The 14,094-nt window shown below is 54.2% G+C and carries 12 protein-coding genes and 1 tRNA gene; 4 read left to right on the top strand and 9 right to left on the bottom strand.

The features are described 5' to 3' along the window. Nucleotides 1-32: 32 nt before the first annotated feature. The gene (gene ilvC, locus FDX14_RS21320) at nt 33-1,508 is read right to left on the bottom strand and encodes a ketol-acid reductoisomerase (protein WP_001726996.1); all 1,476 of its coding nucleotides are present in this window, start codon (nt 1,506-1,508) and stop codon (nt 33-35) included. Nucleotides 1,509-1,672: 164 nt separating this feature from the next. Between ilvC and ilvY the strand changes: the two genes are divergently transcribed. Both ilvY and fabV read left to right on the top strand, forming a co-directional pair. Continuing rightward, nucleotides 1,673-2,575, top strand: a complete 903-nt coding sequence (gene ilvY / locus FDX14_RS21315) for an HTH-type transcriptional activator IlvY (RefSeq protein WP_038634600.1) — start codon at nt 1,673-1,675, stop codon at nt 2,573-2,575. Nucleotides 2,576-2,750: 175 nt separating this feature from the next. Then, nucleotides 2,751-3,944, top strand: coding sequence for an enoyl-ACP reductase FabV (gene fabV / locus FDX14_RS21310; RefSeq protein ID WP_042314082.1), 1,194 nt, complete (start codon nt 2,751-2,753; stop codon nt 3,942-3,944). 62 nt (nt 3,945-4,006) lie between these two features. On the opposite strand, the gene ilvA is transcribed toward fabV, so the two are convergent. The 6 genes from ilvA to ilvL form a co-directional block, all read right to left on the bottom strand. After that, complete coding sequence (gene ilvA, locus FDX14_RS21305; protein ID WP_042314101.1) at nt 4,007-5,551, bottom strand: threonine ammonia-lyase, biosynthetic; 1,545 nt, start codon at nt 5,549-5,551, stop codon at nt 4,007-4,009. A gap of 5 nt (nt 5,552-5,556) precedes the next feature. Beyond that, nucleotides 5,557-7,407, bottom strand: a complete 1,851-nt coding sequence (gene ilvD, locus FDX14_RS21300; RefSeq protein ID WP_042314084.1) for a dihydroxy-acid dehydratase — start codon at nt 7,405-7,407, stop codon at nt 5,557-5,559. Between the two features lie 158 nt (nt 7,408-7,565). Further along, on the bottom strand, nt 7,566-8,495 hold the full coding sequence (locus FDX14_RS21295) for a branched-chain amino acid transaminase (RefSeq protein WP_003829030.1): 930 nt from the start codon (nt 8,493-8,495) through the stop codon (nt 7,566-7,568). Between the two features lie 17 nt (nt 8,496-8,512). Further along, nucleotides 8,513-8,776, bottom strand: a complete 264-nt coding sequence (ilvM, locus tag FDX14_RS21290; RefSeq protein ID WP_006686038.1) for an acetolactate synthase 2 small subunit — start codon at nt 8,774-8,776, stop codon at nt 8,513-8,515. Continuing rightward, on the bottom strand, nt 8,773-10,419 hold the full coding sequence (gene ilvG / locus FDX14_RS21285; RefSeq protein WP_042314090.1) for an acetolactate synthase 2 catalytic subunit: 1,647 nt from the start codon (nt 10,417-10,419) through the stop codon (nt 8,773-8,775). The genes ilvM and ilvG overlap by 4 nt, the downstream gene beginning before the upstream one ends. Before the next feature lie 139 nt (nt 10,420-10,558). Then, on the bottom strand, nt 10,559-10,657 hold the full coding sequence (gene ilvL / locus FDX14_RS21280; protein ID WP_001311244.1) for an ilv operon leader peptide: 99 nt from the start codon (nt 10,655-10,657) through the stop codon (nt 10,559-10,561). A 352-nt stretch (nt 10,658-11,009) separates the two neighbouring features. Here ilvL and FDX14_RS21275 point away from each other — a divergent pair, with 352 nt between their 5' ends. Then, nucleotides 11,010-12,530, top strand: a complete 1,521-nt coding sequence (locus tag FDX14_RS21275) for a YifB family Mg chelatase-like AAA ATPase (protein WP_061381063.1) — start codon at nt 11,010-11,012, stop codon at nt 12,528-12,530. 24 nt (nt 12,531-12,554) lie between these two features. On the opposite strand, the gene maoP is transcribed toward FDX14_RS21275, so the two are convergent. Beyond that, nucleotides 12,555-12,893, bottom strand: coding sequence for a macrodomain Ori organization protein MaoP (gene maoP, locus FDX14_RS21270; protein WP_003018025.1), 339 nt, complete (start codon nt 12,891-12,893; stop codon nt 12,555-12,557). A 106-nt stretch (nt 12,894-12,999) separates the two neighbouring features. Here maoP and hdfR point away from each other — a divergent pair, with 106 nt between their 5' ends. Next, entirely contained in the window at nt 13,000-13,845 is an 846-nt protein-coding gene (gene hdfR, locus FDX14_RS21265) for an HTH-type transcriptional regulator HdfR (protein WP_137350197.1), read from the top strand. 97 nt (nt 13,846-13,942) lie between these two features. Here hdfR and FDX14_RS21260 read toward each other — a convergent pair. After that, nucleotides 13,943-14,018 (bottom strand) — tRNA-Trp (locus FDX14_RS21260). Nucleotides 14,019-14,094 lie beyond the last annotated feature (76 nt).

The raw sequence follows: 14,094 nt of genomic DNA, 5'->3' as shown, positions 1-14,094 counted from the left end.
ACACCGGGCTTTTTTATCGGATGGCGCTACGCTTATCCGGCGACTGCAATACGTTTCATATCAGTCATATAGCCACGCAGTTTCTGGCCCACTTTCTCGATAGCATGACCGCGAATGGCGTCGTTAACGTCGCGCAGTTGCGCGTTATCTACCGCGCCTTCGGCAATCGCTTTGCCCAGGTCGCCAGTCTGCAGGGTAGTCATGAACTCTTTCAGCAGCGGTACGCAAGCGTAAGAGAACAGGTAGTTACCGTATTCTGCGGTATCGGAGATAACCACGTTCATTTCGTACAGACGCTTACGGGCGATGGTGTTCGCGATCAGCGGCAGTTCGTGCAGTGATTCATAGTAAGCGGACTCTTCGATGATGCCGGAATCGACCATGGTTTCGAACGCCAGCTCAACACCCGCTTTCACCATCGCAATCATCAGCACGCCTTTATCGAAGTACTCCTGCTCGCCGATTTTACCTTCAAACTGCGGCGCGGTTTCGAACGCGGTTTTACCGGTCTCTTCACGCCAGGTCAGCAGTTTCTTATCGTCGTTGGCCCAGTCTGCCATCATGCCGGAAGAGAATTCGCCGGAGATGATGTCATCCATGTGTTTCTGGAACAGCGGCGCCATAATCTCTTTCAGCTGTTCGGACAGCGCGTAAGCACGCAGCTTCGCCGGGTTAGACAGACGGTCCATCATCAGGGTGATGCCGCCCTGCTTCAGCGCTTCGGTGATGGTTTCCCAGCCGAACTGAATCAGTTTTTCCGCGTATGCCGGGTCGGTGCCTTCTGCCACCAGCTTGTCGAAGCACAGCAGAGAACCGGCCTGCAGCATACCGCACAGGATAGTCTGCTCACCCATCAGGTCAGATTTCACTTCCGCCACGAAAGATGATTCCAGTACGCCCGCACGGTGACCGCCGGTGGCCGCTGCCCAGGCTTTAGCAATCGCCATGCCTTCGCCTTTCGGGTCGTTTTCCGGGTGAACGGCGATCAGCGTCGGAACACCGAAACCACGTTTGTACTCTTCACGCACTTCGGTACCCGGGCATTTCGGCGCCACCATCACCACGGTGATGTCTTTACGGATCTGCTCGCCCACTTCGACGATGTTGAAGCCGTGGGAGTAGCCCAGCGCCGCACCGTCTTTCATCAGCGGCTGTACGGAACGCACCACGTCGGAGTGCTGTTTGTCTGGCGTCAGGTTAACCACCAGGTCCGCCTGCGGGATCAGCTCTTCGTAGGTGCCTACTTTGAAGCCGTTTTCGGTCGCTTTACGCCAGGAAGCACGCTTCTCAGCGATTGCTTCTTTACGCAGGGCATAGGAAATATCCAGACCGGAGTCACGCATGTTCAGGCCCTGGTTCAGACCCTGAGCGCCACAGCCGACGATGACCACTTTTTTACCCTGAAGGTAGCTCGCGCCGTCGGCGAATTCGTCGCGGCCCATAAAGCGGCATTTACCCAGCTGCGCCAGCTGCTGGCGCAGATTCAGTGTATTAAAGTAGTTAGCCATGATGGTGTACTCCGTGATGTTGTGTTGTGGTGCTTATTATTCGGTTCGCAGATTTGTATTTGCGAGATTGAATCCACATTACAACAGGAAATTTATTGCGGAAATTGATATATTCACAACGTCATGTTGCAATTTCTGCAATGTAAAGCCGTGAGGTGAAATCGGTGGATTTACGCGATCTGAAAACCTTCCTGCATCTGGCGGAAAGCCGCCACTTTGGCCGCAGCGCGCGGGCGATGCACGTCAGCCCCTCCACGCTTTCCCGGCAAATTCAGCGGCTGGAAGAGGACCTCGGTCAGGCGCTGTTTGTGCGTGATAACCGCACGGTCACACTGACCGAAGCAGGGGAAGAACTGCGGGTATTTGCCCAGCAAACGTTGTTGCAGTATCAGCAACTGCGCCACACCCTCGATCAGCAAGGACCATCACTTTCTGGTGAACTGCACATTTTCTGCTCGGTGACCGCGGCGTACAGCCACCTGCCGCCGATCCTCGACCGCTTCCGCGCCGAGCATCCCTCCGTCGAAATTAAGCTCACCACCGGCGACGCCGCCGATGCGATGGACAAAGTGGTCACCGGCGAGGCCGATCTGGCGATTGCCGGTAAGCCGGAAACGCTGCCCGGTGCGGTGGCGTTTTCGATGCTGGAGAATCTGGCAGTGGTGCTGATTGCCCCGGCGCTGCCCTGCCCGGTGCGCAATCAGGTGTCGGTCGATAAGCCCGACTGGTCGACGGTGCCGTTTATCATGGCCGACCAGGGGCCGGTACGCCGTCGCATTGAGCTGTGGTTCCGTCGCCACAAAATCAGTAACCCGCAGATTTACGCCACCGTCGGCGGTCATGAGGCGATGGTCTCAATGGTGGCGCTCGGCTGCGGCGTGGCGCTGCTGCCGGAAGTTGTGCTGGAAAACAGCCCGGAACCGGTGCGCAATCGCGTGATGATTTTAGAGCGCAGCGACGAAAAAACGCCGTTTGAACTGGGTGTCTGCGCGCCGAAAAAGCGGCTGCATGAGCCGCTGATTGATGCCTTCTGGAAGATTGTGCTGGAACGCAAAATCGCCGAGTAGCGCCAGCGTCTGGCCTAAAATCAGTGGTAGATTCAGTATTGGCACTCCTTTTCTGTATAATGTCCCGTGCCATAATAGATGTGGGGGGCTTGTTAACCATGCCGTTAAGCAAGCCAGAACAGACGGTGTCATTGCGCACTTGACAGCGAAAATACAAACTTAATTAGCCATCATTATGATAATCAAACCAAAAATTCGTGGATTCATCTGTACAACGACCCATCCGACTGGCTGCAAAGTCAATGTGGAAAAACAGATCGAGTACGTTAAGCAAAACGGGAAAATTGAGAACGGCCCTTCCCGCGTGCTGGTGATCGGTGCTTCCACCGGTTACGGCCTGGCATCCAGAATTTCCGCCGCCTTTGGCAGCGGTGCCGCCACTATCGGCGTATTTTTCGAAAAACCGGGCACGGAAACCAAACCTGGTTCCGCGGGCTGGTATAACTCTGCCGCCTTCGATGAAGCTGCTAAGCGTGAAGGCCTGTACTCCAAAAGCATCAACGGCGACGCGTTCTCCGATGAGTGCCGCGACGAAGTGATCAAACTGATCAAAGAAGACCTGGGTCAGATTGATTTAGTGGTTTACTCACTGGCGTCCCCGGTGCGTAAAATGCCGAAAACCGGCGAAATCGTCCGTTCTGCGCTGAAGCCAATCGGCGAGGTTTACACCTCTAAAGCGATTGATACCAACAAAGATCAGATCATCACCGCCAGCATTGAGCCGGCCACCGAAGAAGAAGTTCAGAACACCGTTACCGTTATGGGCGGCGAAGACTGGGAACTGTGGATGGGCGCGCTGAGCGAAGCGGGCGTGCTGGCTGACGGCGTGAAAACCGTGGCTTACTCCTACATCGGTACCGACCTGACCTGGCCAATCTACTGGCACGGCGCGCTGGGCAAAGCGAAAGAAGACCTCGACCGCGCGGCGGGCGAACTACGTAAGCAGCTGGCACCGCTCAACGGTTCCGCGAACGTTGCCGTCCTGAAATCCGTTATCACCCAGGCCTCTTCTGCTATTCCTGTGATGCCGCTGTACATTTCCATGGTCTTCAAGCTGATGAAAGAACAGGGGATTCACGAAGGTTGTATCGAGCAGATCAACCGTCTGATGACCACCAGCCTGTACGGCGATAAAGTGGCGCTGGATGACAACCAGCGTATCCGTATGGATGACTGGGAACTGCGTGACGATATTCAGCAGGCGTGCCGTGACCTGTGGCCGCTGATCACCACCGAAAACCTGGCGCAAGAAACTGACTATGCAGGTTACAAGCAGGAATTCCTGAACCTGTTCGGTTTTGCCCTCGACGGTGTGGATTACGACGCGGACGTGAACACTGAAGTCGAATTCGAAGTCATCACGCTGTAATTCTCTGATTCAGATGTAAAAAAGGGTTCATGTTTCCATGAACCCTTTTTTTATGGCCGCCGTTAGCCCGCAAGGAAGAACCTGAACGCCGGGTTATTGGTCTCGTCGTGGCACTCATACCCCAATTCGTTGAGCCGGGTTTCGAAGTCCGGTTCGTTATCGCCCAGCTCAAACGCCGCCAGTACACGGCCATAGTCGGTACCGTGGCTACGGTAGTGGAACAGGGAAATATTCCAGTGCGTACCCAGGGTGTAGAGGAACTTCAGCAGCGCACCCGGCGATTCCGGGAACTCAAAGCTGTAGAGGCGCTCTTGCAACGGCTTAGACGGACGGCCGCCGACCATATAGCGCACGTGCAGCTTGGCCATTTCATCGTCTGACAGATCCACCACGCTGTAACCGCCGTCTTTGAGTAGGCTAAGGATTTCCTTACGCTCCTCAACGCCGCGGCTCAGCCGCACGCCCACGAAGATGCAGGCATCTTTGGCGTCAGCAAAGCGATAATTGAACTCGGTCACCGAACGCCCGCCCAGCAGCTGGCAGAACTTCAGGAAGCTGCCCTTCTCTTCCGGGATCGTCACCGCCAGCAACGCTTCGCGTTGTTCGCCCAGCTCGCAGCGTTCGGAAACGTAGCGCAGACCGTGGAAGTTCACGTTCGCACCGGACAGCACATGCGCCAGACGTTCGCCGCGAATATTGTGCTGGGCGATATATTTTTTCATCCCCGCCAGCGCCAGCGCCCCGGAAGGCTCTGCCACCGCACGCACGTCCTCAAACAGGTCTTTCATCGCCGCACAGATAGCGTCGCTATCGACGGTAATAATGTCATCGAGATATTCCTGGCACAGGCGGAAGGTTTCATCGCCGATGCGTTTTACCGCGACACCTTCAGCAAAGAGACCGACGCGTGGCAGATCCACCGGATGACCGGCATCCAGCGCCGCTTTCAGGCAGGCTGAATCTTCGGCTTCGACGGCGATCACTTTGATCTGCGGCATCAGCTGTTTAATCAGCACCGCCACGCCCGCCGCTAACCCGCCACCACCCACCGGCACAAACACGCGGTCGAGGTGGGCGTCCTGCTGCAACAATTCCAGCGCCAGCGTGCCCTGCCCGGCAATCACCATCGGATGATCGAACGGCGGCACCCAGGTAAAACCTTGCTGCTGGGAAAGCTCAATCGCTTTGGCTTTGGCTTCATCAAAATTCGCGCCGTGCAACAGCACTTCACCGCCGAAACCGCGAACGGCGTCGACTTTGATATCAGCGGTCGCCACCGGCATCACAATCAGTGCCTTCACGCCTAATCGCGCAGAGGAGAAAGCCACGCCCTGGGCGTGATTACCTGCAGATGCGGTAATGACGCCATGCGCTTTTTGCTCTTCAGTCAGGCCCGCCATCATGGCGTAGGCCCCGCGCAGCTTAAAGCTGTGAACAGGTTGCCTGTCTTCGCGCTTTACCAGAATCACGTTGTCGAGGCGCGAAGAGAGTTTTTCCATTTTTTGTAGCGGCGTTACCTGCGCCGCTTCGTAAACCGGCGCACGCAGCACCGCTCTGAGATACTCGGCTCCCTCAGGGGCGCCGGACAAGGGTTGTGAATCCGCCATGGTCATTAACCCCCCAGTTTCGATTTATCGCGCACCGCGCCTTTGTCGGCGCTGGTTGCCAGACTGGCATAGGCACGAAGGGCAAAGGAGACCTGACGCTCGCGGTTTTTCGGCGTCCACGCCTGGTCGCCGCGGGCTTCCTGGGCTTCACGACGGGCGGCGATTTCCGCCTCGCTCAGCTGAAGCTGAATACCGCGATTCGGGATATCGATAGCGATCATGTCGCCGTCTTCGATGATCGCGATGTTGCCGCCGCTCGCCGCTTCCGGGGAAACGTGGCCGATAGACAGGCCGGAGGTACCGCCGGAGAAGCGACCATCGGTGATCAGCGCACAGGCTTTACCCAGTCCCATCGATTTCAGGAAGGTGGTTGGGTAGAGCATTTCCTGCATGCCCGGCCCGCCTTTCGGCCCTTCGTAGCGAATCACCACCACGTCGCCTTCGACCACTTTACCGCCGAGGATCGCTTCAACCGCTTCGTCCTGGCTTTCGTAGACTTTCGCCGGGCCGGTAAATTTGAGAATGCTGTCGTCAACACCTGCGGTTTTTACGATACAGCCATTTTCCGCGAAGTTGCCGTACAGTACCGCCAGACCGCCATCCTTGCTGTAAGCGTGCTCCAGCGAGCGAATACAACCTTCGGCGCGATCGTCATCCAGCGTATCCCAACGGCAATCCTGCGAGAACGCCTGGGTGGTGCGGATGCCCGCCGGACCAGCGCGGAACATTTTTTTGACCGCTTCATCCTGGGTGACAGCGATGTCGTACTGTTCCAGCGTCTGCGGCAGAGAGAGACCAAGGACGTTTTTCACGTTGCGGTTCAGCAGCCCAGCACGATCCAGCTCGCCTAAAATACCCAAGACGCCGCCGGCGCGGTGAACGTCTTCCATATGGTATTTCTGCGTGCTTGGCGCCACTTTACACAGCTGCGGCACCTTGCGGGACAACTTGTCGATATCACTCATGGTGAAGTCGATTTCCGCTTCCTGCGCCGCCGCCAGCAGATGCAGAACCGTGTTGGTGGAACCGCCCATGGCGATATCCAGCGTCATGGCGTTCTCAAACGCCGCTTTACTGGCAATGTTACGCGGCAGCGCGGAAGCATCATCCTGCTCGTAATAACGTTTGGTCAGCTCAACGATGCGTTGACCAGCGGTGAGGAACAGCTCTTTACGGTCAGCGTGGGTCGCCAGCAGCGAGCCGTTGCCCGGCTGCGACAGGCCCAGCGCTTCGGTCAGACAGTTCATCGAGTTGGCGGTGAACATCCCGGAGCAGGAGCCGCAGGTTGGGCAGGCGGAACGTTCAACCTGCTCACTCTGCGAGTCGGAGACTTTCGGGTCCGCGCCCTGAATCATCGCGTCAACCAGGTCGAGCTTGATGATCTTGTCGGAAAGTTTGGTTTTCCCGGCTTCCATCGGGCCACCGGAAACGAAGATCACCGGAATATTCAGGCGCAGCGAGGCCATTAACATCCCGGGGGTGATTTTGTCACAGTTGGAGATGCAGACCATCGCGTCGGCACAGTGGGCGTTGACCATGTACTCAACGGAGTCAGCGATCAGCTCTCGGGATGGCAGTGAATAAAGCATGCCCCCGTGGCCCATAGCGATACCGTCATCCACCGCGATGGTGTTGAACTCTTTCGCCACGCCGCCTGAGGCTTCGATTTGTTCGGCAACCAGCTTACCAAGATCGCGCAGGTGGACGTGACCCGGCACGAACTGGGTAAAGGAGTTCACGACAGCGATAATCGGCTTGCCGAAATCGGCGTCGGTCATCCCGGTGGCGCGCCACAGTGCGCGGGCGCCCGCCATATTGCGGCCGTGGGTGGTGGTGGCTGAACGATACTTAGGCATGCTTGATTAACTCCCGTCTGTCTTTCCCCTGCATACTTCACGCCGCAGGTGCGTTGGCTGCCTCGCTCACCCCAGCCACTTACTACAGTAAGCTCCTGGGACTTGCTGCGTTGCCGTCTTCCTGCAACGTGAATTATTTTAGGGAAATATTAATATTGTTATTGGTTTACTGAATCCAACCAGCCGTATTTGTCTTCCGTTTCACCGGTGAAGAGGCCAAAGAAGGCCTGCTGGATGCGTTTGGTGACCGGGCCGCAGCGGCCTTCGCCCACCTGAATACCATCGACGCTGCGTACTGGCGTGATTTCCGCCGCGGTACCGGACATAAACACTTCGTCGGCCAGGTACAGCGATTCACGGGACAGCACCTGCTCACGCACTTCGATATCAAGATCTTTCGCCAGTTTAATGATGGCATCACGGGTGATACCCGGCAGCGCGGAAGAGGTAAATGGCGGGGTAAACAGAATGCCATCTTTGACTTCAAACAGGTTTTCACCCGCACCTTCGGAGATGTAGCCATTCACGTCCAGCGCAATACCTTCCTGATAACCATGACGACGCGCTTCGCTACCCACCAGCAGCGAAGACAGATAGTTACCGCCCGCTTTAGCAGCAGTAGGGATGGTGTTCGGCGCAACGCGGTTCCAGGAAGAAACCATCGCATCGATCCCTTGTTCCAGCGCTTCTGCGCCGAGGTATGCGCCCCACGGGAACGCGGCGATGATCACATCAGTGGTGTAGCCCGCTGGCGGGTTAACGCCCATCCCGACATCGCCCACAAATACCAGCGGACGAATATAGGCGCTGGTCAGGTTGTTTTTGCGGATCACTTCGCGGCAGGCTTCCATCAGTTCATCAACGCTCTGAGAGACCGGAAAACGGTAGATCTTGGCTGAATCACGCAGACGCTGCATATGTTCACGATGACGGAACACCACCGGCCCTTTGTGAGAATCGTAGCAACGGATGCCTTCAAATACAGAAGTACCGTAGTGCAGAGCGTGGGACATCACGTGAACCTTCGCGTCTTCCCAACGAATCATCTCGCCATTAGACCAAATGTAATCAGCTTTTTTCGTCGTCATTTTTCTTCCTTTTGCGCTCAGGCGCGGATTTGTTGTGATGTGGTTGTGCTCTGGCAGATAGCAACATGTGCAACGTCTACCAGCTTACTTAACTGACTAAACAGTAAGTCGACCGACCGGGGGCTGGCAACGGTCAATTCGATATTTATATTCTGCGCATCGCTGGCGGCTGCCATATTCATGGAGCACACCTGAAAACCACGATGGCGTACCACGCGTAAAACACGTTCTAACGTTTCCGGATTGAAACGAGCCTCAACGGCGACCTGATGATGCATCATGATAATTTCTCCAGCATTTCTGAGTTGCTGGCGCCAGGCGGCACCAGAGGCCAGACATTCTCAAGTTCGTCGATTGAGACATGAAGCAGGTATGGTCCCTCGCTGTTCAGCATGGTGTCGAGTGCCGCTTCAACCTGGTCTTTACGAGTGATGTGCTGGCCAGGTATGCCGAAGGCGCTGGCCAACATGAGGAAATCGGGGTTATCGGTAAGGGTGGTTTCGCTATAACGTTCCTGGAAAAACAGTTGCTGCCATTGTCGCACCATGCCTAAGCGCTGGTTGTCGAGTAAGACTATCTTCAGCGGTAACTGCTTACGCTTCACGGTGCCCAGCTCTTGCACATTCATCATGAAAGAGCCGTCACCGGAGATACAGATAACCGTATCGTTCGGGCGCGCGACCTGGGCACCCACGGCGGCAGGCAGGCCAAAGCCCATCGTACCCAAACCGCTGGAGGTGATGAAATTTTCCGGGCGGGTATAGGTCATATGCTGTGCTGACCACATCTGATGCTGACCAACATCCGTCGTCACCACGCTATCTGCAGGTTTGCGTTCTGACAGCTGTTTTAACAACAGCGGCGCGTAGATAGCGTCACCCGGATGATCATAACGCCAGGCATGTTCTGCGCGCAGCTCTGCACAGGACTGACGCCATGCGTCGATCTTCAGCGGTTGTTGTAATGCCGGCAACAGCGAATTTAAATCGCCCTGCAACGCGACGTGTGCCTGACGCAGTTTGTTCATTTCCGCCGGGTCGATATCCATATGGATAACGCTGGCGTTAGGAGCGAAAGTATTCAGCTTGCCGGTTACCCGGTCATCAAAACGTGCGCCCACTGCGATCAGTAAATCACTTTCTTGCACCGCGAAATTCGCCGCTTTAGTACCGTGCATTCCCAGCATGCCCAAATAGTACGGGTAGTCAGCGTTTACTGCGCCCAGGCCTTTCAGCGTGCAGGCAACTGGCATTTGGGTAAGCGCAATAAACTCACGCAGGGCAGATACCGCCTGCGCCATACCCACGCCACCACCTACGTACAGGATGGGTTTTTGCGCCTGAGCCAGCATTTTACGCGCCTGCTCAACGTCAGCATGCGGGATAGTCTCTACGTTTCCGACGGTCGTGAAATACGGTTCCAGCGTACCGCTGGCTAACTGGATGTCTTTCGGGATATCGACCAGAACGGGGCCCGGACGACCAGAGTTCGCCACGTCGAAAGCTTCTGCCATGATGCGCGGCAGTTCCTCCAGTGACTGCACCAGGAAACTGTGTTTGGTGCAAGACAGAGACATACCGAGAACGTCCACTTCCTGGAACGCATCCGTTCCGATGAAAGGTGATGCAACCTGGCCGGTGATCGCCACAACGGGAACAGAATCTAACAGGGCATCGGCAAGGCCGGTGATCAGGTTGGTAGCACCAGGGCCTGAAGTGGCGATACACACGCCGGTTTTACCGGTCGCACGGGCATAGCCAATCGCCGCCATCGCTGCGCCCTGCTCGTGTCGACACAAAAGGTGTTCTACGCCGCCGTCATATAACGCATCATAAACCGGCATGATTGCGCCACCGGGATAACCAAAGACGGTTTGAACCCCTTGTGCACGCAACGCATGTACCACCCACTGTGCCCCATTCATAGTTACATCCCCGCCGTAAATCTTGAGAAACAGAATTTTATGCTGATATTCACTTTCTGCTCCTCGTGTATGTTTTTAAGGTCAAAAAAAACCCCCGGACCTTTCGGTGCGGGGGTCTTAGTTCGTTAAGGCTTGTTTTCTAAGCCTTTCCTCGTCCAAGTGCAGCCCCGCACGGTGGGATAATAATCACCACCACGCTAATCACGACCAGGCTAATCACTCGTAGAAGGGCTGTCATTTTTATATTTTCTTGCATCTTGTTCGAAGGAATACCTAAAGAGTTACCATAGAATTTACAAATAACACAAGAATTTTTTTTATTCGTTTTTCTGACTCCGGTAACGGTTTTGATAAATCGCCTTGTTTTCTATATAAAAAATTAAAAAATGAAAATATTTCACGTTTCAGGTCACTCTTGAGCACACACTCCCCCCCAGCGACACCTTACAAATACGTTTGCGAGCGTTATTCCTGGTTTCATGCAAAAGATTTAATTTGCAAAAAAATACGTGAATCAGCATCTAAAAGCCGCAATCAAGTTAAATCTTGCCGCGATACATTGCCGCATAATGCCTTCATCAGGAGGGGTTATGTCACTATCGATTGTTCACACCCGCGCTGCGCTTGGCGTGAATGCGCCAGCCATTACCATTGAGGTACATATCAGCAATGGTCTGCCTGGTTTAACCATGGTGGGATTGCCAGAAACTACGGTGAAAGAGGCTCGCGATCGGGTTCGTAGTGCGATTATTAATAGTGGTTATGAATTCCCGGCCAAGAAGATAACCATTAACCTCGCTCCTGCCGATCTTCCCAAAGAAGGAGGACGATATGATTTACCTATCGCAGTGGCGCTTCTGGCCGCTTCTGAGCAGCTTACAGCCCATAATCTCGATACCTACGAGCTGGTAGGTGAATTAGCGCTTACAGGCACGCTACGCGGCGTTCCAGGAGCGATTTCAAGCGCAACCGAAGCAATACGCGCAGGCAGGAGAATTATTGTCGCAAAAGAGAATGCCGCTGAAGTCGGACTAATACATGGTGAAGGATGTCTGATTGCCGATCACCTACAGTCCGTATGCGCATTTCTCGAAGGGAAGCATGATTTAGACAGACCGTTATCTGCAGACTTCACGCCAGAGCCATTAGCCGATGATCTGAGCGATGTCATCGGTCAGGAACAAGGCAAACGCGGGCTGGAGCTCACTGCGGCTGGCGGTCACAACCTGCTGCTTATCGGCCCACCGGGGACGGGAAAGACCATGCTGGCCAGTCGCCTCAGAGGGCTGCTTCCGCCTCTTAGCAACGATGAGGCACTGGAAAGTGCTGCGATACTCAGCCTGGTCAATTCCGCTACGATACAAAAACAGTGGAAGCAGCGCCCTTTTCGCTCACCGCATCACAGTGCCTCGTTAACCGCTATGGTAGGCGGTGGGTCTATTCCTGCGCCGGGAGAGATCTCTCTGGCGCATAACGGCATACTATTTCTGGACGAATTACCTGAGTTTGAGCGGCGCACGTTGGATGCCCTGCGTGAACCTATCGAGTCCGGGCAAATCCATTTATCCCGCACTCGGGCTAAAATAACCTACCCTGCGCGCTTTCAACTCATTGCTGCAATGAATCCCAGCCCAACGGGTCATTATCAGGGGAACCATAACCGCTGCACCCCAGAACAAACGCTGCGTTACCTCAACCGATTATCAGGACCGTTTCTTGACCGTTTCGATCTCTCCCTCGAAATCCCTTTGCCTCCGCCCGGCATACTCAGCCAGAGCGCAGTGAAAGGGGAAGATAGCGCCACGGTGAAGCAACGCGTTATCGCCGCACAAGAGCGTCAGTATCGGCGACAAAATAAGTTAAACGCGCATCTGGGCAGTCAGGATATACATGAATATTGCCAACTTCGCAGTGATGATGCGCAGTGGCTTGAAGAGGCATTGGCACATCTCGGATTATCTATCCGCGCGTGGCTGCGATTGATAAAGGTCGCCCGAACCATTGCGGATCTCGAGCAATGTGACCATATTACCCGTCAGCATTTGCAGGAGGCCATTGGGTATAGGGCGATCGACAGGTTACTCATTCATTTGCAGAAACTACTGACATAAAAAAAGGGCTTTCGCCCTTTTTTATTAATCATCAGATTCGGTGTAGTCTTCTGCACCTTCCACCTGAGGTTTCCCACCAGACAGCGTGTGGAAACGTTTTGGACGCTTAATACGCGTCATATACTTAGACCACACGCGTTCAGCTTCGGTAACCGGTTCACGTTCACCACGGCATACCGCAACAAACAGTTTTTCTTCTTCCGTTACCGGCTCACGTTTGCCCAGATCCAGCTCGTTGAAAGCATAACCGTGACGCTCAAGCAGTTGTGCTTCTTTAATGGTGAAATCACCATGACGGGAGAATCCACGGGGATAATATTTATTGTCGAAATATCGATTAGTCGTCGTAAAGCTTTCCGCCATCCTGCACGCTCCTAATTCTTTGGCCGAGCTATTTATGGCGCGGAGTATTAGTTACGCTTGACAGAGCGTCAAACAAAAGATTTAAATCATCACGACAAATAATTTTATGGAGCGAGTTGTGGATACGGAATTGTTAAAAACTTTCCTGGAGGTTAGCCGGACACGCCACTTTGGCAGGGCTGCTGAAGCGCTCTATCTGACCCAATCAGCGGTTAGTTTTCGGATCAGACAACTGGAAAATCAATTGGGTGTAAATCTGTTCACCCGACACAGAAACAATATCCGTTTAACCGCGGCGGGTGAGAAATTATTACCTTACGCTGAAACGCTGATGAATACGTGGCAAGCAGCACGCAAGGAGGTCGCGAATACCTCGCGGCATAACGAGTTTTCAATTGGTGCCAGCGCATCCCTTTGGGAATGTATGCTTAATGACTGGTTGAGGCGTTTGTATCGGTCACAAGAGCCACAAACCAGCCTGCAGTTTGAAGCGAGAATCGCTCAACGACAGTCGTTAGTAAAGCAGCTACATGAACGACAGCTTGATCTACTGATCACCACCGAAACGCCCAAAATGGACGAATTTAGCAGCCAACTGTTGGGATATTTCACGCTGGCGCTCTATTGCAGTTCACCTTCGCAAACCAAAGATGAACTGAATTACCTACGCCTGGAATGGGGACCCGATTTTCAACAACACGAAGCGGGACTGATCGCGGGAGATGAAGTGCCGGTTCTGACCACCAGTTCAGCAGAACTGGCCAGGCAGCAACTTTCTGTCCTTAAGGGCTTTAGTTGGTTGCCCGTTAACTGGGCTAAAACAAAAAACGATCTACACACGGTTACCGACAGCACAACACTGTCACGCCCTTTATATGCAGTCTGGCTGCAAAACAGCGACAAGCATGCACTTATTTGCGATCTGCTAAGAACAAGTATTCTGGAAGATTAGAAAGCACTGGCAAGGATGCCAGAAGTAATACAGCAGAAAGGAATAGCTCAAATTGCAGATAAAAAAAATCCTTAGCAAGAATGCTAAGGATTGTTTCTGGCAGGGGCGGAGAGACTCGAACTCGCGACACCCGGTTTTGGAGACCGGTGCTCTACCAACTGAGCTACGCCCCTAAATTTTTTTATCATTAAGCCTGCTTAGTAGCAGGCTTAATTTTCTAATAAGTGGCGGAACGGACGGGACTCGAAC

It is taken from the genome of Citrobacter sp. wls710, from assembly GCF_005281115.1.
In the GTDB taxonomy this organism is placed as follows: domain Bacteria; phylum Pseudomonadota; class Gammaproteobacteria; order Enterobacterales; family Enterobacteriaceae; genus Citrobacter; species Citrobacter werkmanii.
The sequence above is the reverse complement of the archived record's forward strand: the minus strand, read 5'-3'. Positions and strand labels throughout refer to the sequence as shown.